The 20,156-nt window shown below is 58.8% G+C and carries 18 protein-coding genes; 10 read left to right on the top strand and 8 right to left on the bottom strand.

From position 1 onward, the window contains the following. Positions 1 to 34 precede the first annotated feature (34 nt). Positions 35 to 604, top strand: coding sequence for a single-stranded DNA-binding protein (locus ACRQEG_RS04600; protein WP_320758245.1), 570 nt, complete (start codon positions 35 to 37; stop codon positions 602 to 604). Positions 605 to 737: 133 nt separating this feature from the next. Next, the gene (gene ettA, locus ACRQEG_RS04595; RefSeq protein WP_016442389.1) at positions 738 to 2,417 is read left to right on the top strand and encodes an energy-dependent translational throttle protein EttA; all 1,680 of its coding nucleotides are present in this window, start codon (positions 738 to 740) and stop codon (positions 2,415 to 2,417) included. A 226-nt stretch (positions 2,418 to 2,643) separates the two neighbouring features. On the opposite strand, the gene ACRQEG_RS04590 is transcribed toward ettA, so the two are convergent. From ACRQEG_RS04590 to ACRQEG_RS04580, 3 genes are read right to left on the bottom strand one after another with little or no spacing between them, the layout of a single operon-like run. Further along, the gene (locus ACRQEG_RS04590) at positions 2,644 to 3,285 is read right to left on the bottom strand and encodes a hypothetical protein (RefSeq protein ID WP_016442390.1); all 642 of its coding nucleotides are present in this window, start codon (positions 3,283 to 3,285) and stop codon (positions 2,644 to 2,646) included. Next, positions 3,263 to 3,493 (bottom strand): hypothetical protein, encoded by a 231-nt coding sequence (locus ACRQEG_RS04585; RefSeq protein WP_016442391.1) that lies wholly within the window; start codon positions 3,491 to 3,493, stop codon positions 3,263 to 3,265. Before ACRQEG_RS04585 ends, ACRQEG_RS04590 begins: the two co-directional genes overlap by 23 nt. Positions 3,494 to 3,528: 35 nt before the next feature. Continuing rightward, positions 3,529 to 3,756, bottom strand: a complete 228-nt coding sequence (locus ACRQEG_RS04580) for a hypothetical protein (RefSeq protein WP_320758247.1) — start codon at positions 3,754 to 3,756, stop codon at positions 3,529 to 3,531. Here ACRQEG_RS04580 and ACRQEG_RS04575 point away from each other — a divergent pair. Genes ACRQEG_RS04575 through istB form a run of 3 tightly spaced genes read left to right on the top strand, consistent with a single transcriptional unit; the run spans position 3,659 to position 5,620 of the window. After that, positions 3,659 to 4,225, top strand: a complete 567-nt coding sequence (locus ACRQEG_RS04575; RefSeq protein WP_435730885.1) for a hypothetical protein — start codon at positions 3,659 to 3,661, stop codon at positions 4,223 to 4,225. The genes ACRQEG_RS04580 and ACRQEG_RS04575 overlap by 98 nt on opposite strands. Positions 4,226 to 4,266: 41 nt before the next feature. Next, entirely contained in the window at positions 4,267 to 4,827 is a 561-nt protein-coding gene (locus tag ACRQEG_RS04570) for a Mu transposase domain-containing protein (protein ID WP_320758249.1), read from the top strand. 10 nt (positions 4,828 to 4,837) lie between these two features. Continuing rightward, positions 4,838 to 5,620, top strand: a complete 783-nt coding sequence (gene istB / locus ACRQEG_RS04565; RefSeq protein ID WP_435730871.1) for an IS21-like element helper ATPase IstB — start codon at positions 4,838 to 4,840, stop codon at positions 5,618 to 5,620. A gap of 290 nt (positions 5,621 to 5,910) precedes the next feature. On the opposite strand, the gene ACRQEG_RS04560 is transcribed toward istB, so the two are convergent. The 3 genes from ACRQEG_RS04560 to ACRQEG_RS04550 all read right to left on the bottom strand — a co-directional run bounded on the left by ACRQEG_RS04560 (position 5,911) and on the right by ACRQEG_RS04550 (position 10,389). Continuing rightward, positions 5,911 to 6,855: an acyl-CoA thioesterase gene (locus ACRQEG_RS04560; RefSeq protein WP_016442392.1), complete on the bottom strand. Its 945-nt coding sequence runs from the start codon at positions 6,853 to 6,855 to the stop codon at positions 5,911 to 5,913. A gap of 1 nt (position 6,856) precedes the next feature. Next, complete coding sequence (locus tag ACRQEG_RS04555) at positions 6,857 to 9,607, bottom strand: class I SAM-dependent DNA methyltransferase (RefSeq protein WP_320757885.1); 2,751 nt, start codon at positions 9,605 to 9,607, stop codon at positions 6,857 to 6,859. Positions 9,608 to 10,095: 488 nt separating this feature from the next. Then, positions 10,096 to 10,389 (bottom strand): hypothetical protein, encoded by a 294-nt coding sequence (locus tag ACRQEG_RS04550; protein ID WP_320757886.1) that lies wholly within the window; start codon positions 10,387 to 10,389, stop codon positions 10,096 to 10,098. Here ACRQEG_RS04550 and ACRQEG_RS04545 point away from each other — a divergent pair. Further along, complete coding sequence (locus ACRQEG_RS04545; RefSeq protein WP_435731009.1) at positions 10,270 to 11,247, top strand: LPXTG cell wall anchor domain-containing protein; 978 nt, start codon at positions 10,270 to 10,272, stop codon at positions 11,245 to 11,247. The genes ACRQEG_RS04550 and ACRQEG_RS04545 overlap by 120 nt on opposite strands. On the opposite strand, the gene ACRQEG_RS04540 is transcribed toward ACRQEG_RS04545, so the two are convergent. Continuing rightward, positions 11,244 to 11,942, bottom strand: a complete 699-nt coding sequence (locus tag ACRQEG_RS04540) for a TetR/AcrR family transcriptional regulator (RefSeq protein WP_320757887.1) — start codon at positions 11,940 to 11,942, stop codon at positions 11,244 to 11,246. The genes ACRQEG_RS04545 and ACRQEG_RS04540 overlap by 4 nt on opposite strands. Before the next feature lie 90 nt (positions 11,943 to 12,032). Here ACRQEG_RS04540 and ACRQEG_RS04535 point away from each other — a divergent pair, with 90 nt between their 5' ends. Next, positions 12,033 to 13,286 (top strand): MFS transporter, encoded by a 1,254-nt coding sequence (locus ACRQEG_RS04535; RefSeq protein WP_320757888.1) that lies wholly within the window; start codon positions 12,033 to 12,035, stop codon positions 13,284 to 13,286. A 23-nt stretch (positions 13,287 to 13,309) separates the two neighbouring features. On the opposite strand, the gene ACRQEG_RS04530 is transcribed toward ACRQEG_RS04535, so the two are convergent. Further along, positions 13,310 to 14,965, bottom strand: coding sequence for a SulP family inorganic anion transporter (locus tag ACRQEG_RS04530; RefSeq protein WP_435731008.1), 1,656 nt, complete (start codon positions 14,963 to 14,965; stop codon positions 13,310 to 13,312). A gap of 337 nt (positions 14,966 to 15,302) precedes the next feature. On the opposite strand from ACRQEG_RS04530, the gene ACRQEG_RS04525 reads away from it, so the two are divergent. The 3 genes from ACRQEG_RS04525 to ACRQEG_RS04515 all read left to right on the top strand — a co-directional run. Continuing rightward, complete coding sequence (locus ACRQEG_RS04525) at positions 15,303 to 16,655, top strand: MFS transporter (protein ID WP_320757890.1); 1,353 nt, start codon at positions 15,303 to 15,305, stop codon at positions 16,653 to 16,655. A 243-nt stretch (positions 16,656 to 16,898) separates the two neighbouring features. Beyond that, on the top strand, positions 16,899 to 19,055 hold the full coding sequence (gene malQ, locus ACRQEG_RS04520) for a 4-alpha-glucanotransferase (protein ID WP_016442400.1): 2,157 nt from the start codon (positions 16,899 to 16,901) through the stop codon (positions 19,053 to 19,055). A 269-nt stretch (positions 19,056 to 19,324) separates the two neighbouring features. Next, positions 19,325 to 20,156, top strand: an 832-nt coding sequence (locus tag ACRQEG_RS04515) for an MFS transporter (RefSeq protein WP_435733793.1), incomplete at its 3' end; no start/stop codon positions are given.

Here is a 20,156-nt window from a genome sequence, read left to right as displayed (position 1 = left end):
ACCGCCCGCCCGGGGCGGTGGAAAGGACAGCATCATGGTTAATGACACCATCGTCGCGGTACGTGGATATGCCGGTGGCAACCCGAAAGTTTATGAGAATGCCACCAGTGGGGATGTCACCACGGTCAATCTTGGGGTGACCCCGCGCTATTTCTCGCGGGAAACGAACCGCTTTGAGGACGGCAATACTATTTGGTACACGGTGCGGGCGCGCGGTACCCTCGGCCGTAATATCCAAACATCGGTGACTACCGGCACTCCGCTGCTGGTGCGCGGGCGGCTCGATATGCGCGAATGGACCGGTAAGGACGGTTCCACCATGCGCGGTCTCACTCTCTTTGCCGATGCTGTGGGAGTCGAGCTCACCACCGGGCGGGCCAGCTTCGTTAAAGTTCGCCCCGATCCGGCTGCGGAAACGAATGGCGGAACCGCTGGCACGGTGAGCTCCGCGGATACAGTGGCCGGGGAAAGCACTCCGGGGGATAGCCGCTGGCTCATCGAGAATTCCGATCCTGCCGAAGTGCTATCACCGGATGAAGCTCCAGACGAAAGCATCGGCGTGAACGTTTTCGAAGCCCTGGCCGCGCAACGTTCTTCTGTCTGAGAAAATCCCATTCCTTCCCGGTTCCAGTCACATCGGGGGGACTTTTCGCGGGCGGCTCGGTACACTGGTCTGGGCCGCTCGCGCAACACCTAGCGCGATGCGCGGCACTGAATCGCGAATCAGGACGGGATAAGTGGCTGAATACATTTACCAGATGATCCACGCTTCCAAGCGTGTGGGGGATAAGACCATCCTTGACGACGTCACCATGGCGTTTTTCCCCGGAGCCAAGATCGGCATGGTCGGTCCGAACGGTGCCGGTAAATCAACAATCTTGAAGATCATGGCCGGGCTGGATGAGCCCTCCAACGGCGAAGCACGGCTCTCCCCGGGCTACACGGTGGGTATCCTCCTCCAGGAACCTCCCCTCGAAGAGGATAAGACCGTCCTGGAAAACGTGCAGCTGGGCCGTAAGGACATTCTGGAGAAGATCACCCGTTTCAACGCCATCGGTGAAGAAATGGCGAATCCGGATGCGGACTTCGATGCCCTCATGGAAGAAATGGGCAAGCTGCAAACGGAAATTGATGCCGCCAACGCCTGGGATCTGGACTCCCAGCTGGAGCAGGCCATGGCCGCACTACGCTGCCCTCCGGGGGATACCCCGGTGTCCGTGCTTTCCGGTGGGGAACGCCGCCGCGTGGCCCTGTGCCGCCTCCTGTTGGAAGCCCCGGACCTGCTTCTCCTTGACGAACCGACGAACCACCTGGATGCCGAATCCGTGCTGTGGCTCGAAAAGCACCTGAAGTCTTACGCGGGTGCGGTTATTGCCATCACGCACGACCGGTACTTCTTGGACAATATGGCGCAGTGGATTGCGGAAGTGGACCGCGGCCGCCTTTACCCCTATGAGGGCAACTACTCGACCTACCTGGAAACCAAGAAAGATCGTTTGGAAATCCAGGGCAAGAAGGACGCCAAGCTCGCCAAGCGCCTCAAGGATGAACTTGAGTGGGTGCGTTCCTCGGCGAAGGGCCGCCAGGCCAAGTCGAAGGCACGTCTGGAACGCTACGAAGAAATGGCAGCGGAAGCCGAACGTACCCGCAAGCTCGACTTCGAAGAAATCCAGATTCCGCCGGGGCCGCGGCTGGGCAATGTGGTTATCGAAGCGAAGAACCTCAAGAAGGGCTTCGGGGATCGCGTGCTTATCGATGGGCTGTCCTTCTCGCTGCCGCGTAACGGCATCGTGGGTATTATCGGCCCGAACGGCGTGGGTAAAACCACCCTCTTCAAGACCATCGTCGGCCTCGAACCCCTCGATGGCGGGGAGCTGAAGATCGGGGAAACGGTGAAGATCTCCTACGTGGATCAGAACCGCGCCGGTATCGACCCGGAGAAGAGCTTGTGGGAGGTTGTTTCTGACGGTCTGGATTACATCCAGGTCGGCCAGGTGGAAATGCCTTCGCGCGCTTACGTTTCCGCATTCGGCTTCAAGGGTCCGGACCAGCAGAAGAAGGCCGGGGTGCTTTCCGGTGGTGAACGCAACCGCCTCAACCTCGCCCTCACCCTCAAGCAGGGCGGCAACCTGCTGCTCCTTGACGAACCGACCAACGACCTGGACGTGGAAACCCTGTCCTCCCTGGAAAACGCGCTTTTGCAGTTCCCGGGTTGCGCCGTGGTCATCACCCACGACCGCTGGTTCCTTGACCGCGTGGCTACCCACATCCTCGCTTACGAAGGCACCGATGAGGATCCCTCGAAGTGGTACTGGTTCGAAGGCAACTTCGAAGGCTACGAGAAGAACAAGGTGGAACGCCTGGGTGAAGCCGCACTCAACCCGGGTGCCGGTGCTCATCGTAAGCTGACGCGCTAAAATCTAGCTGCTATTCGGCCCGCTCGCAGATAGCGTGCGACGCAGGCGAGTCCCGCGCCACACTAATGCGTAGGAGCCTGCTGGATGCAGGCGGGAGCGCGCGGATTAGTTTCGCCGGTTAGCAGCGATAAATATACGGATATGAGGTAGCTGTTCGGTTATTGTGATAGCCGAACAGCTACCTCATTCGCTGTTATGGTCAGGTATCGATTTAAGTGCGGGTGGTTCATGCTTCGAAGGCTTGGAGTGCGATGGTGGGGTTATTGCGTACCGCGGCTCTCAGCTGGTTCTCATCCCATTCCTGGATACCATGCTGGAGTGCTTTGCGTGCTTGCGGCGTGCACGCTGCTCCGAATTCATCAATAACAAAAAGGATGATTTCTTCCAGGCAGGGCCGGAACCTGCGCCCACCCACCGGGAAATGAACATCAGCAATACGCGGAGTGCGAGCATTATTCTTAGTACGCCGGCGTGAGCGGCGAGAATGATTACCACCCAGGAGTAAAGCGTGCGTCCATTCATCGCGGTGGGAATGTACCTGGACATGTGCGCAGGGGATATTTGAGCGTGGTGAGCGAATATAATCCCAGCGCACCAGGGGCTCTTTTCCAACCCTGCCATGAATCACCGAGAACGTGGACTCATTGACAGCTAGTAAACCGGTTTCCTGATTGAGGAAAACTTCGTAATCGAAACGGATAGTGAGCAAATGAGCAACGTGAATATCACCCGACAGTCTTATTGCCGGAAAGGCTGCTTTTGCGACCGATTGCCTCGACAGCGAGAACCCGGGCTCAATCAGCTCCCCGATCCGCTGTAAGTGTGCGGCAAATTCATTAGCACGCTCATCCAATCGTGCGTTCACCACGGTACAACTCCTCGAAGCGATCCAGACCTACCATTTCGAAGTAGGCGTTAGTTTCTTTTGGCCCGAGCTGGTAGTTATCAGCGCGTAGGTCGAATTCTTCGCGGGTCATTCTGACCTCCTGCAAGATCTCTTCCTTGCGCTTGAGAACATCTTCAAGCGATGTGAACGTTAGATCTGGAAACAATTTACGTTCCCTATCAAAACTCATAGTGTCACTCCCTCAATCGCCTAGTGGCGAAGTGGTTACTTCTCCTTTTCCGCCATTCTTGCATGGCTGTTAGCGGCGGTCGAAAAGTAGCCCAGAACCAACGGTCGAAAAGTAGCCCAACCGAGAAGAATTGGATGGGTGATTTCGATGGAAAACTGGGCGCAGATCAGGATATTACGCAAAGAGGGTTTATCAATCCGTAAAATCGCATCCACGGTAGGATGCGCGAAGAAAACAGTGGAGAGAGCACTAGCCTCGAACACACCACCTGCCTACCAGCAACGCGAGTCTCAAGCTAACGCGTTCACGCGAGTAGAACCAAGAGTACGCCAGATACTCCAAGCCACGCCCGACCTGGCTGCCACCGTGATAGCTCAACGGATTGGTTGGCAAGGATCTATGTCCTGGTTCCGGGAAAATCTGAGGAAAATCCGTCCCGAATACAAGCCCCACGACCCGGTGGATATCCTCAAGCATCTACCAGGCGAGCAAATCCAATGCGATTTAATGTTCCCGGCCGGCGGGATCAACGACGGATACAGCACACCCGCAGCTTTCCCGGTCCTGGTTATGGTGGCCTCGTACTCACGTTTCATGGCCGCTCGCGTATTACCCACGAAGACGACAGGTGACCTGGTCGCCGGGATGTGGCACCTTTTAGAACACCACTTCCAAGCAGTGCCCCAGCACTTACTATGGGACCACGAAAGTGGTATCGGGCAAAACGCCTAACCGACCAGGTCGTTAGCTTTTCAGGAACGTTGGGTACCAGGGTGAAACAAGCCCCACCAAGAGACCCGGAAACCAAAGGAATCGTTGAGCGGCATAACCGCTACCTGGAAACCTCGTTTTTCCCCGGACGGCATTTCGATGATCCTCATGATGCTCAATCCCAGTTAGATGAATGGATTGAGCAAGTCGCTAACCGTAGGAAACACGCGACCCTCAAGGAACGCCCGGTAGACCGGTGGGTAATCGAACATGAAGCAATGCGGGGACTGCCGCCCTGTGCGCCGACCGTCGGGTTACATACCCAGTTACGCCTGCCACGTAACTACTATGTGACTGTTGACACGAACAGGTATTCCGTCAACCCGAAAGCTATTGGGCGTTTAGTGACAGTCAAAGCAGACCTGGAAACGGTGCGTGTTGTTGATAATACGTCATTTGTTCTTGCCACTCATGCCCGTAACTGGGGAAGAAACCAGGTCATCACGGACGCTAAACACCTTGAAATGGCCAAGTGTATGCGTCAAGAGCTTGCCCGGCCTGTCCAGCTGTCTCAGGGCGTTGAACAAGCCGATCTGAGTGTTTATGACGGCCTAACGAGATAGGGAAAAGATAGTGGTTAAAGAACATAAAGAGATTGATTCAGAGTTGGCGTATATCACTCGCGTGTTGAAAGCACCGCGGATTCGGGATAACTATCAGGTGATCGCCGACCAGGCTCGCGCCCAGAATTGGAGTCATGAGGAATATTTAGCCGCGGTCTTGTCCGTGGAGTCTTCCGCGCGTCGGGAATCAGGGGCTAACGCGAGAGTGAAAAAGGCGGGATTCCCGCACCTGAAAACTATTGAGGACTACGATTTTTCAAGCCAGCCGGGGATTGACCGGGCGCGGATTGCGAGGTTGGAGACCTCGGCTTGGATTACGAATGCGTCTAATGTGGTCTTTCTTGGCCCGCCCGGGACGGGTAAAACGCATCTTGCGATAGCTTTAGGGGTTTTAGCTGCCCGGCAGGGCTACCGGGTTCTTTTTGACACGGCCGCTGGCTGGGTTCATCGGCTTGGGAGTGCTCATGACCAGGGGCGTGTTCACCAGGTGTTGGCCAGACTTTCTCGTTATGACCTGTTGATCATTGACGAGGTGGGATATCTTCCTATCGAGGCTGACGCAGCGAATCTGTTTTTCCAGCTTGTGTCAGCTCGTTACGAGAAGTCTTCCTTGATTTTGACGTCGAATTTAGCGTTTTCGCAGTGGGGTGAGTGTTTCGGTGATGTGAGCGTGGCAGCAGCGATGATTGACAGGATCGTTCATCACGCCGAGATTTTCACTCATAAGGGCACTAGTTATCGCCTTACCGGTCGGGAGGGCGTTATCCCGTCGGTAGCCGTTGGGCGTGAGTGACGGTTATACTGACGACACCAAAAAATTTTGGGCTACTTTTCGACCGCTGCTTACAATGGCACAGAGCCACAAAAAAGAGCTATTTACCGACCTGTGGAAAAGCGCAACGTGAGCCGATTTTGTGGATAATTTCTACGCCGTTGCTTACAGCTAGGGAAGGAGGGAGCTCGTAGTGTTTTCGCTGCGAATATGGCGAAATATCGCGCGTAGCCGGCACCTGCCTCCTGATGTTCTCCCCTCAAGGCGCGAGATTACGACAGGCCATCCTGGAATCAGGTGTATTGCTTTCCTTAGTTGAGGGCCGGTAGCGGCACCCGGACCATGCCTTCTTGGCTCATGGAGGCAATATGGCGGCCGTCCTGGAAGAACTTTGCGTTCACCAGGGCGCGCCCGTTCTGCGCGGAAACGCATTCCATCTCCGCCAAAATCCACTCCGACATATCAAAATTGCGATGCCACCAGATCGCGTGATCAAGGGTTGCCACCGAAATCCCGCGGGAAAGCCAGGCCAAGCCGAGGGCCCGCAAGGCCGGTTCCAACATGAACTGATCCGCCGAATAGCCGAGCATCGCCCGCTGGAGGGTGCGTGAGGTTCCCTCCGGCATCGGCGAACGCGCCCGCAGCCACAGGTGCTGGCGCGGGGACCGCCCCGGATCCGGCCGCAGGTAGATATCGCCTTCCACCCGCCGCATATCGATCCCGTTCGTGGACGACATCACCTTCGCGAACACATTATCGAGTGCCCCGAAGAAATCCACCGACGAAGGCAGCCCCTCCGGCCCGGGAACATCCGGCATCGGGGAAGCCAAGGTAGGCCCGGGCTGGCGCAGTTGGAACGACACCCGAGCCGTGAAAATCAAACGGTCACCCTGATACGCGGTGACATTCCGGGTAGAGAAGGACCGCAGATCGTTGATCTCCTCCACCTGGAACTCGATAGGCTCATCCAGGTGCCCGGCCCGCTGGAACGCCGCGGTAATGGAATGCGCTAGCCGCTCATCCTCACCGATGCCGAGCGAGCGCTGCACATCATCAGCCGCCGCCATCGTGGCCTGCCCGAGCACCTGCCCGCCATACACTTTCCCGGTGATCTGCACCAGGTTCTGGCCGCGATACCGCCCCGTCCCGCAGCGCTCCAGCCGCAAATTATTGAGAATCGACGCCAAGGGCTCGGTGTGCGTTTCCGGTATATCGATGCGGTGCATATCTTCCTCACTCCCGGCGGCGCGCGCCACGCTACTTCCCCTCCGCCGCAACTAGCTGCTGATATTTCTCAAATAGGACGGCCAGCCGCTCCTCATCAGAGGCAAAGGGCTTGTTGCGATAAAGTCTATCGACTGCCTCGTCAATTTTTTCGTGCGCTTCGCGGAGGTTGCGCGGCATGAGGTCTGGAGCGTAGAGCTCGGCTAAGGTTTTTTCGCAGTGGTATTCGCGTACATCGAGTACGCGTAGCGCACGTTTCGTGAGTTCTTCTTTCGACGACGCCGATAACTCTGGCACGGGGAAAGTGTTATAAACCAAGGTATTCGAGTAACGTAGCCGGGTTTCGAGCTGACCGCCAACAGCGCGTAGCCAGGCCATGTGCATCTTCGAGGTCAGCAACGCAAACAACCACGGCTCAGCATCATAAACAGCAAAGGAAGCATCGGAGATGACAGTGTTCGAATCAAGATATCCGATGGGTACATAGGATCGCCGTTCGGAAGAATGCCGTGGAACGATGATTGAGTCGGTTGGCTTGTAGCTCGTGAATTCAAATTTCCACGGGTACTTAGCGAGATTTTGAGTTGCTGTTTTCCTGCTTGACAACCGGAATTTCGCGACGCGATCAAGATGCTTCTTCACGAAAGCGATGTCGCCGAATTTCGGGACATCTTCTTGCTCGATCCAGAAGCAGAAGCGATCTTTCCCGTTAATGAAGTCATCAGCCCCTACAAACGCTTTGATAACTTGGTCGAGTTCAGGGTTTGTTGTCAAAGCTTCTTCGGTCTCATCAGGGGAGAGGATGAGGTTTCCTCCGTCAGTAGGTTTTGAACCGTTGGTCATTTTCGGCAATGTGGGTGAAAGGACTGTACGCCGGGAAGGGACACAAATATCCGGCCCGTTGATAAGGTAGGCGTTAATATTCTCCACCCTGTTTTGAACGAGGCCGGTGAAGAGGTATTTGGGCTCGGAGGATTCATTGCGCAGGCCAATAACTGCCACGGTTACCCCGGCATTATGGGAGGCATTATTGCTCCACTTGAAGGAGGTGTAGGCGTAGCCGATCTCTATACCGCCCGTGAAGACATGGGGGTGGAGCAAGGCAACCTGCTCGCCCTGAGTGATGGAATTCGTGGTCACGAAAGCGAGCCTGGCCCGGGTACCGCGAATATAATTGGCACCCTTAATGAACCACAGGGCAACGTAATCGAGCTTCTTCGGGTACTTCGCGCTATCGAAAACATAGGCGAAGTCCTCTTTTTGATCCTTGGTCTGGTACGTACTTCCTACATAAGGTGGATTTCCGATAATGTAAATTTCATCTGTTCCATTATTGGGGCAGACCTCATTCCAGTCGAGGCGGGTGGCATTCCCGTGCACAATATGCCCGGTTTCCTTGAGCGGGATGAGGGGAATATCCACGCCGAATTTCTCCGCGAATTCCTCATTCATCTGGTGCTTAGCGATCCACAGGGAAAGAATTGCCATCTCCACCGAGACGTCATCGATTTCGATGCCGTAGAAGTTCTCAATATTGATAACCGAAGAAGCCAAACCCAGGGTAGCCGCACCCAGCTTTTCCTCCTCACCCATCCCCAGCAGCGACCAGGAGCCCGAGGTGGAAAGACTATCGATACGCTCCAGGATTCTATGCTCCAGCTGGCGCAGCGCTTTATAAGCAATAACCAGGAAATTTCCGCTGCCGCACCCGGGATCGAATACCTTAATGCTTTGGATACGAGCCAGCAGATCCCGCAGTTTCTTCACCGAGTTAGCGGCGGCATCGTATTGCTTTTCCAGCTCGTCCAGGAAGAGCGGGCGGATGGTTTTGAGAATATTTGGAACCGAGGTGTAGTGCTGGCCCAGGTTGGCGCGCTGCTGCTTATCGACCACGCCCTGGAACATAGAACCGAAAATATCCGGGTTGATTTCTGACCAGTCCAGGGTGCCGAGCCGCAAGAGGGAGTCCCGGGCCGCCATGGTGAAGTGGGGGACCGCCAAAGAGGCGTCGTCGTCGTTATTAATACGGAAAAGGCGACCGTTGACGTACGGGAAGTCTTGCAGGTAGACGGGTTTGTCCGCAGCGTTCGGGGTGTCGAGGGCGCGGAAGAGCGTGCGTAGGAATTCCGCGGTGTCCGAGCCGTCGCGGGCGGTGAAGGAGCCGATGGCGCTGGTGAACTGGCCGCGCGCGAAAATGCCGGTGTCCTCCGCGAAGAAACAGAAAAGGAGGCGGGTGAAGAAAATATTGAGGCCGTGGCGGGACGCGGCGTCGGTGAGCATATCGGGGCTGGCTTCGAGGAGGTCGTCGTAGAGCTTGCTCATATGTTCGGCGGCGCGGCGGTCCGCTTTGGTATCCGAGGCGAAATCGCGGCGCTCCATATTCGCCCACGGCAGGAAGAACGTGATGTTTTTGTCGATCTGCGCGAGCGGGGTGATGAGGGAATCACCCGTTTTCGTATCGAAGGCGGCGAGGCTGGCGTAATCGGTGGCAATGACGAAACGGGTGTTGTAGCGGATCGCGGTGTCACTGGTTTTGAGGTCGAGGGCCGCGGCGGCGAGGTCGCCGGTGGTTTCACGGATATACAGCTTGTTTTTCCACGCTATTTCGTGTTCTCGGTCGGCCGCAACGTTGATCGAGCTGGCGGTGGTGGACCGCAGGCGGGCGATGGAAGATTTTGAGATACCGTAAGCGCGCAGCAGGTCAAAGAAGAAATCGCGGGTATAGCTGGGTTGGCCCGCCAGCGCGCGCACGCTTTCCTCGATGGTGGATAGGGTCAGTGCCACGCGCGGCTCCTTTCACGGCGGGCCCGGGCACGCGGGTGCGGCCGGGGTGGTATGGGACTATCTTAGGCGGTGCGTTTCGACGGGGTGGATACATGTGAATTCCCGACGAGAGCAGTTGGTGATAACAGTTCACCCAAGCTGCGGGGAGACCCAGATGTTCCGGTTCGGCCTATAGACCGTAACTCCCAGATAAAAAACGTCTCCCCTGGGACACTTCAGTGAGAGGTGCGGGGAGTCCTGTCGTAAGAGAGAATACCTACGCATTTGAGTCGAATCAATAGATCCTGGATTCTAAACGGAATTTTTATCCGTATGACCAATAGTGCACGGAGTTCTCGGATGGTCTGGGGAGACACCAATGCCAGACATCGGAACGAGCACTACTGGGGTATCTTTTATGGTCAGCTTGTTCAGTTTTTCACCGGCGAGTGGCGCTGTCTGGGAGTGTGACGCGGCATTCGGCAGTATAGAGGCAAGCAGTCGGGCATTCACCCGAAGTTTTCCGGTACTGCCCGCGCGCTATCAATAAGTTCATACGTGTAGATATTTAGAAACATATTGCGAATTTCTTTCTCAATAGTGTAAAAAAGAGTGTGATCCTCGGGATCGCCTCCCTTGCGGGGGGGGGGTGATTCTTGGGCTAGTTTCCTCGCTAAATCGCCATGAAAAAGATCTTGCAACGAATAGTCACCACGCTCGTTGTAGCTGGTGGGATGTGTGGTTTCGGAGCCGCCGCGCACGCGACGGGCGCAGAGATAGAGCGGGAAGTTGGCAGTGGGCACATCGAGAAGTCCTCGAAGATTTCCATTAGCTCGCAATGTGTGGTGGGCAAACCACAGATAACGATTGCGGAAACGGAAGCGAGATACCGCGTTGATCTATCGGTCAAGGTCCGCGTTACGGGCGACATGGCGTCTCAGGGTTTCGCTTCGCCGTTTTTGAAGCTGCGTGTTAATGACAGTTTTAATTGCAGATTCATGCCGGGCAATCGGCTATTAGTAACGGATATGGAGGGGAATCCGAAGGTCGTACTTGGCGGGGCTTACGGTTTTGACTGTAAGGGTGAGGTGAACCTTAGTCGCGATCCGGATTCGGAGAAACATGCTGTGAAAGTTGAGGTGTTTGGTAGGGAAACTAGATTGGATCATTGGCGCTCGATCGCTACGTACACTCCGCACCTAACGAGCCTGGATCCGATGTATCAAGTCACTTTGGAGGACCGGCCGCTTCTTGAGCGCCCGGTGGCATCGGGGGATGTGAATATGAAGATTCCCGCTCCTGATGCTAAAGCGGGGCAGACTGTCAAAGTCATCGCAATAGGACCGGACGGTAGTGATGTTGCTGCACAGTTCACACTGGAGCAGAAAGATCTATGCCCGCCGGCAGACGTCATCGATCCGACGCCTTCTCCGACGCCCTCAATGACAGAAACTCCTTCATCTCCTACAGCGGAGCCGAGCCAGACACCTCCACCCACTCCGACATCCACGGTCACCCCAATGCCGCACGCAAGCGGAACGCCGGCTCAAGCTTTGCCGGCAACCGGAGCCTCTCACAGTTCCCGGGCTGCCTTCCTCGCGGCCCTTCTTGTGGTTCTTGGCGCGGGCGGAGTATTAGGAGCCCGGCGCCGCAGGTGTTAGTTGCTGCTTTCGCGGGGGAGGAGCGTTTGTTCCAGGCCGACCAGGAGTGCTTCCACCATGATGGTGAAGTACTCCTGGCTCATCTGGTTTTCGTTCTGAGGATCGGTGAGGGGCAGCAGGTAGTTGGTGAGCATATCGGTCAGCGCGGCGGAGGTAGCGGCCAGGGGCTGGGCCTGGGCGACCATACGGCCCAGGTCATGGCGCTGCTCGCGGCGGGTGGGGCTGCGCAAATTACGCGCCGTGATAGCCCACAGAATCGTATTGATAATCATGGTGTAGGCCTGCGGGGCGTGATGGCGGAAACCGGCCTCGTGTAGTTTTTCGAACGACGCTTCAAGGAGGGGGAGCATCTCGGCACTGAAATTGCCGTGCATCATCCGCTCCGTCACCCCCGGATGTTCGAGCAGAACCGGGCGGGCGTTCTGCGCCAGCGCCATGAACCACTCTTTCCACTCCAAGCTCTTTTCAGGCAGGGCGATGGAGCCGATGAGATGCGCGATGACGGCATCAACGATGGCATCCCGGTTAGCGAAGTAGTGGTAAATCACCGAGGGAGAGACTTTGAGTTCGAGTGCTAAATCCCGAATCGACCAATTTTCGATGCCGCGGTCACGGGAGAGGCCCTGGGCGGCGTGGCGAATCTTATCCTGGGTCAGACCGACGCGCCGGCCGGTGTTCACGGATTTAGCGTGCATACACCCAGCATATCGCCCCCAGCATTGACATTACTAGAACAGTGTTCTAGTGTGTGAGCCGTTCACCAAAACTTCTGACAAGGAAGCGCTATGACCGAAGCGAATACTCACCCGCAACCGGCAGCGGAACCGGAATTGGAGACTGGCTCCAAGAAGGGTCAGATCCCTGGCCTGTTCCCACTATTTTTGACGGTGTTGCTGGCATATATGGGCCAGATGATTCTCAACCCGATTATTGCTCCGCTTTCGCGCGAAATTGGCCTGCAAGAATGGCATATCGGGGCGACGATCTCCCTGGCAGCCATTGTGCTCTCGCTCAGCTCAACCACGTGGGGGAGAGTATCCCTGCGGCGGGGCACCCGCCCCATCCTGGTGACCGGCATGCTGGGTGCAGCTACGGCGCTCGCGGCCTTCGCGGTAGTGGCCTGGTTTGGCTTGCAGGGCGCACTGGTGGGAAGCGCCTTGGTTATCGGCGTGGTGTTCACCCGGGGCCTACTGTACGGAGGATCCATTGCCGCCATCACGCCCGCCGCCCAGACCTATATCATCACCCACACCTACAGCGAGGCGCAGCGAGTTAAAGGCGTGGGAATGCTGGGCGCCGCACAAGGCTTTGCCACCATCCTCGGCGCGCTGGTAGGTGGGAGCCTGGCGGCCCTCGGCGGCTTTATGCTGCCGCTGGTGGTCATGCCGCTCATGATCCTGGCCGGGGTTGTGGTGCTGCTGGTGACCTTCAAACCCACCCGGGGTGACAAGCGGGTGGAGAAACCCGCCAAAGTCAGCTACTTCGACCCGCGGGCATTCGCCTTCCTGGCCTGCGGCTTCCTCATGTTCACCGTATTTTCCACCCTGACGACAGTATTTGGCTTCCTGCTCCAAGATGCCTTGGGACTGGAAGCGGCCGCCACCGCCGGGTTTACGGCGTTATGCATGTCCATTATGGGAGTGGTCATGATTATCGCCCAGGCCGCTCTGGCACCGCGGCTCAGCTGGAGCGCGGTGCAGCTCTTCCGCCGCGGCCTCGTGATTTTCTTCGTGGCAATGGCGCTGCTGCTCTACCCAACCCAGCTGTGGATTTTCGTGCTGGCCTGCGTTTTGGCGGGGCTCGGTTCCGGCTTAGCAATGCCCGGCTATAACACTGCGCCCACCTTGAAAATGGAGCCGCATGAGCAAGGCGGCATGGCCGGGCTCATCAACGCCAATAACGGTATGGCCTATGTGCTGGCCCCCGTTGCCTCCACGGCGCTCTACGGCATCGCACCGTGGCTACCGATTGCGGTGTGCGTGGTGCTGCTGGCATTGGGCATTCTCATGAGTGCGGTGCATCCCTCGTTTAGGCGGTAGCGGGGGAGGCGGCGTCGTCGTACCTATTCTTCCACCGCACGGAAACGGCCGGTGGCGCCGGAACTACCGTTCGCGGCCACGATATGGCGGGCCTGCGCCATCGCGCTGTCCATATCCGCGAAAAGATAATCGTCGATGCTGAGTTGGCCCAGTTCCATGCGCTGGGCCATCTCCTGCACCTGCTTGGGTAGGCCCTTGACCAGCACGGTATTGCCCGCATCGACCAGGCGATCCACCACCTGCGCCAGGGCTCGCACCCCGGTGGCGTCCACGATTCCGACGCGGGAAAGCCGCAAGATCACCACGTCCACGCCCGCCAGGCGCGGGATTTCACGCTCGATCCGGTCACCCACACCGAAGAACATGGTGCCGTCCACCCGCAAAATAGCAATTTTCGGATCGGAGGGAAGATCCTCACGGAAAATACCTGAACGGTTCGCCATGCGCCGCAACACCAAAATCCCAGAAATAATAATTCCCACGGTAATTGCCCAAATAATATCTAGACCCACCGTGATAATCGCCGTGATAACGAAAACGGAAGCGTCCGAGCGATTGGAACGCATGACCTGACGCACCGTATCGGGATTAATCATGCGGTAGCAGGTCACCACCAGCACGCCGGCAAGAACCGAGAGCGGAATAACCGAGACCGCGGCGGAGGCCAGATACACGACGGCGATGAGCACCAAGGAATGAATAATCGCGGCCAGGCGCGAGCGCCCGCCCGAGCGCACATTCACGGCGGTGCGAACAATGGCGCCAGTGGCGGGCATCCCGCCGAACAGCCCGCAGCCCACCGAAGCCAGGCCCTGGCCCACCAGCTCCCGATCCGGAGAATAGCTGCCGCCGCGCACCATCCCCGCCGCGATCCGCGCGGAGATCAGCGACTCAATACCCGCCAGGGCCGCCACCGCGAGCGCGCCCGGCGCCAGCGCACTGAGCAGGCCCACGGAGATTTCGGGAACGACCGGGGCGGGGAGAGCGGAGGGAATCGCGCCGATGGTGGGCACCGTGAGGCCGGCGGCCCAGGCGATGATACTCACCACCAGTACCGCGATGAGGGAACCGGGGAGTTTCTTCGACATCTTCGTGCACGCCGCAATAATGACGATGGCGGCCAGGCAGAGCAGCCCCGTGGTGAGCGCCGTTGCGGGAGCTATGCGGGTGAGTGAGTCGAAAGCGGCCGGCAGGGTGCTCAGCCCGGCGCGGGCCTCCACGCCGATAATATTCGGGACCTGCTGGAAGAAAAGAATGGCGGCGATACCCACCGTGAAACCTTCGATCACCGGCCAGGGGATGAGGGAGACGGCGCGCCCCAGGCCCAGCACCCCGGCTAGCAGAATTATGAGCCCCGCCATGAGGCACAGGAGCGGCACCACCCGTGCACCGTGCACGGCGACGATGGGAGCTAGGATGACCGCCATGGCGCCGGTCGGTCCGGATATTTGGTAATTGGAGCCGCCGAAAATTGCCGCGATGATTCCCGCCACGATCGCGGTAATGAGGCCGGCCTCCGCGCTCAAGCCACTGGAAATAGCGAAAGCGAGGGCGAGGGGGAGGGCCACGATCCCCACCGTGACTCCCGCGGCAATATCCTGGCGCCAATACTTCTTGATGGCGCGCAGATCGGTGGCGCAGGGCAGCAGCGAACGCAGATGCGTGACAAAAGTGGGCACAGAAACCTTTCACAATCTCAGCATCTGAACAGGCCGTATCGCGCATATGTGGAGATTTTGGCGCTCAAATAGTGCTATTTAACACGGGTTCGTGCTGTTTTTCAGCTGATAGTGCTGTTTCGCACCGGATCGCGCTGTTGTATAGCGGTGGGCGTCAAGATGCGTGCTTGGTCGAACGAAGCCACCTTAGCATATTTGTCCATATTTTGAGACGGTAGTGTGGGAGGGCGCTGTGGGGTAGCTTGTGGAAGTGGTATTTTGACGCGGCATTTTTGAGGTGGCGCCTTCTGAAGGATTCGGTATTTTTTGGGACTTCCGGCCCGGCTACAGTAAAACCATGAAAAAACGAAGCGCCGGGCTGGTTATCGCGATTGCCGTGATTATCCTCGAACTTATCGGGGGAATGCAGACCTATCTCAACCAGTTGATTTTGCCGATCCTGGCGAAGGACCTGCACGCGCAAAACCTCTACGGCGTGATTATGGGAGTATCCGCGATTGCCTCCATGGCGGGGCTGCCTATCGGCGCGGCGCTAATGAACCGGGTGCGGCTACCGCGCCTCCTCATGGGTGCCACCGTATTTCTAGTGCTGGGTGCCTGCACCAGCGCCGCGGCGCCCCATATCTCGATATATCTTCTCGGGGCGGTGATCCGAGGCCTGGCCGGCTCCACCCTGGCGATGACCTCCATCGGTGCGGTGGCACTCGGCCTTTCCGGGCGCGCCCGGCGCCTCACCCTAGCTTTTTCCTCCGCGAGCTGGGTGGTTTCCTCCGTGGTGGGCCCGGCTTACGCGGCGTGGGTGACGCATCTGCTGTCCTGGCGCTGGGCCATGCTTCTCTACCTCCCGCTGCTTCTGGTAGCCCGTTTCGTTATCGCCCTCAACCTCACAACCGCAGGGGAACGCAAAGAATCGCCTTTCTCCTACACGGCACTTTTCCTCATCGTGGCGGGGGTGGGAATAACGATTATCCCCGCGGCGGGTGCGCTCAAGATCGTGCTCATGGGCACCGGGGTGGCGGTACTGGGCCGCGTGGCGGTGCTCCTTATGCCGCAGGGCACCTTCACCCAAAAAACACCCCGCCGCGCCGCACTGGTGGGAATGCTCTTCCTGACCGGCGGCTATTTTGCGGGAAATGAACTGGTCTCCCTCACCGCGCACGACCTCTACCAGGCAGGCCCGGATGCCCTGGGCGTCATTATTATGGGCGGTGGCCTCGGATGGGCCGTTGTGGGCGTGGTCTGCGGTATTAAACCGGCCACCACCCGGCGCGGATATCAGCTCCGTGTTATTTTCGGCCTCGGTTTCATCGCGCTCGCGGCGCTCTTCTTCGCGGCATGGATTATCTCCGGGTGGCGCCCGGCATCAGCTACGCCTGTCTTCTGCATCGCGTGGACCCTTGCCGGGATAGGCATAGGCATCGCGTACCTGGACACTCTCAATATTTTCTTCGACGACCCGGATGAACCCGACGGCATCACCATTGAAACTATGGCAAGTTCTGCTGTGATCGTGGAATCCCTGGCATCCACAATGTTTATTCCGCTCACCACCTCCATCGTGGCCTTGGCTTTCACATCGGGAGATGGCATTTCTGCGCTGCCCTACGGAATAACGTGGCTGCTTATCGCGGTGAGCATTTTTGTCTCTTTCGGTTACCTCCGGCACACGCATCCCGCGCATACCGCGTAGCCCACGCGAAGGGCATATCTAGCCACGGAGTGAATTTCCGCAGCTGTGGGGTGGTAACGGTGCTCGGCCCGGTGCCAACGGCGCGTGGCGGGGCAGCCCCCTCCAGCTGCGCCGTCGTCGTCGTACCATTTCCGCCACGGCGCCGGATTCCACGCAAAGGCAGCGGAGCAGATATTCTAGTAACCGGGCTTGCCACCGGAGGCGAGCAACCGGGGATACACGGGGAGAAACAAGGAGGGAACCATGGCGGGTTCACCACCGCAGGATATGCTCAACCGCATCGCTGATGCATACGGAGTGGCAACGCATTATTGGAGTTTCGCGGGCGAATACGTGACGGTTGACGCCGATACGCTCGTCGCGGTGCTCGCGGCCATGGGAATTGACACCTCCACTCCGGAAGCGGCGCAGGCGGCGCTGGAGACGGTGGATAGCCGCGAATGGCGCCACGTGCTGCCCGCCACCACGGTGGTGCGCGAAGGTAATGAGCAGATTATCCGCGTGCACGTGCCCCACGGCGCGGCCGTGGCCCTTACTTACGAACTAGAAGACGGCGGGGAACTCCGCGCCGTGCAGGCCGAAGATTTTGAACTGCCGCGCCTCATCGACGGTGCCATGATCGGCCGCGCCGCCTTTATTATCCCGGGCAATCTACCGCTGGGCTACCATACGGTGCGCGCCAAGGTCACCCCGCCGGCAGTGGGGGAGGAGGCCGCCACCTGGCATAGCGGGGCGCTTATCGTGGTGCCGGCGCGCCTGCCCGCCCCGGCAGAAAAAGGCGTGGCCGGCTGGGGCGTGATGAGCCAGCTCTACTCGGTGCGCTCGCGCGACTCCTGGGGGACGGGGGACACCGCGGATCTGGCCGAACTCGGCTCGCTTTTCGGCGGGCTGGGGGCGCAATTCGTGCTCATTAACCCGCTGCATGCCGCTGAACCGTGCGGGCAGCTCACGAATTCGCCGTATTTGCCGACGTCGCGCCGCTTCTTCAACCCTCTCTACATTCGCCCGGAAGACATCCGCGAAGTCGCCTATATGGACTCTGGCAAGCGCTCCATGGTCACGTGGGCGGGGCAGGCCCCCAAGGAATCCTCGCTGCACAATACCCTGCTGGACCGCAGCGCCTGCTGGGAAGCTAAACGCAGCGCCCTCGAAGTGATCTACCGCGAACCGCGCAGTCACGCCCGCCAGGCCGATTTCGATGCGTTCCGCGCCGCCGAAGGGCAGGGCCTGGAAGATTTCGCGTTCTGGTGCGCGATGTACGAGCGCTACGGCAAGCATTTCCCCGCCGCATGCGAACGGCCCGATACTCTCGCCTCGCGCCGCGAACGCGCTGAGCTAAGCGAACGCATTGATTTCTACTGCTGGTGCCAGTGGGTCATGGATCAGCAGCTGGAAGCCGCCCAGAAGGTGGCCCGCGATGCCGGTATGGGCATCGGCGTGGTGCACGATCTCGCGGTGGGGGTGCAGGCCTGCGGGGCGGATGCCTGGGCCAATCCGGATGCCTTCGCCAGCGGAGTGAGCGTGGGCTCCCCGCCGGATATGTACAACCAGCTCGGCCAAGACTGGTCCCCGCCGCCTTTCAACCCGGTGGAGCTGGACCGCCAGCACTACGCACCGGTGCGCGATATGGCCCGCACCGTCATGCGCCACGCCGGCGCGCTGCGCATCGACCACGTCATGGGATTCTTCCGGCTGTGGTGGATCCCGGCGGGCAATAAGCCGGTGGACGGCACCTACGTCTATTACAACCACGAAGCCCTCATCGGCGTGCTCATGCTGGAAGCGGTGCGCTCGGGCACCTTCCTCATCGGGGAAGACCTGGGCAACGTGGAACCCTGGGTGCGTGATTTCCTCACCGAACGCGGGATTTTCGGCACCTCCGTCATGCTCTTCGAAAAAGAAGGGGAAGCTTTCCGGGCCCCCGAACACTACCGCAGCGCTTCCCTGGTCACGGTGGATACCCACGACCTGCCCCCGCTGGCCGGCTACCTGGCCGGCGAACATGTGGACCTGCGCGCCTCCTTGAATATCTTGGTGGAGCCGGTGGAGCAGGTGCGCGAAGAAGCCCGCCGCGAGCGTAGCGTGCTTATTGATACCCTGTGCGGCTGCGGTTTGTTGGAGAGCCACGATCCCACCGAACGTGAGCTCATCGAGGCGATGCACTGCTATATTGCCCGCACTCCTGCCCAGCTCCAGGCCATTGCCCTGGTGGACGCGGTGGGTGAGCGACGCACCCAAAACCAGCCCGGTACCGATACCGAGTACCCGAATTGGAAGATCCCGCTGGCCGACGGCACCGAATCCGTGGTCCTCACTGAGGATCTGGGTGAGCACCCCCGGCTGCGCTCCCTTATCGCCGCATACACGGCGGAATACGAGCGCTGCCATCCGCACGGCTAAGGTGGCTTGCGGGAACAAGCGGCTTCGCGGCTGTTTTTAAAGGTACGACGACGCAGGTAGGCCTGTCTCCTAAAATTTGCGCAAATTTTAGGAGACAGGCCTACCTGTTGCCCAGCGCTTCTTCTTAGAGTGAATGCACCGGCCGGTCTGCCCCTTTCCTGAACTGGAAACGGGGCGCGGGGCAAGGAGTACGGCGCGCAACGGAAGCGCACCGTTCCCGCCATCGCAGCGCCAGCCACGATCAGCATTCTCAACGGTGAGGAGAGAACATGAAAAAACATCTCGTACCATTTTCGGCCACCGCCGCGTCACTCGGTGGCTTCCTCTTCGGTTTCGATACCGCGGTGATTTCCGGAACCACGGCAGCCCTCCAAGATAAATGGGATTTGAGCGCCGGGCAGTTGGGCTTCACAGTTTCCTGCGCCCTTATCGGCACCATTATCGGGGCGCTTTTCGGTGGCATCCCGGCCGATAAATGGGGCCGGCGCCCCGTCCTCAAGGGTGTGGCGGCCCTCTACCTCATCACCTCTGTATGCGTGGCGGTGGCCAATAGCTGGGTATTCTTCCTCATCTTCCGCATGCTCGGCGGAATCGCGGTGGGGGCATCCTCGGTGATCGCCCCGCTGTATACAGCGGAGATTTCCCCGGCGGCACGGCGCGGAAAACTGGTGGCCACGGTGCAGCTTAATATCGTGATCGGCATCGTGGTGTCCTACTTCTCCAATTACATCATCGTCAAGATGATGCCGGTGGAACTGGGCTGGCGCTGGATGCTCGGTATTCAGGCGGTACCCTCCCTTATCTTCCTCGCGGTGTGCTACTTCATCCCGGAAAGCCCGCGCTGGCTCTACACCCGCGGGCGCGACTCCGAATCACTGCGCGTCATGGAAGACCTGTGGGGTAAGAACGAAGCCGCCCAGGTGATGGAAAATATGCACAATGCTGCCCCGCACGCCGCGGCAACCGAGCCTTTCTTCTCCAAGCGCACCGCCCGCCCCATCACCATGGCGATCCTCATCGCCTTCTTCTCCCAGTTCGCGGGTACCAACGCGGTGCTCTACTACGCACCGTCCTTGCTCCAGTCGGCCGGCATCGCCGGCG

Source organism: Actinotignum stranguriae (assembly GCF_051265215.1).
In the GTDB taxonomy this organism is placed as follows: domain Bacteria; phylum Actinomycetota; class Actinomycetes; order Actinomycetales; family Actinomycetaceae; genus Actinotignum; species Actinotignum schaalii_C.
This window is presented reverse-complemented; position numbering and strand designations above follow the sequence as displayed.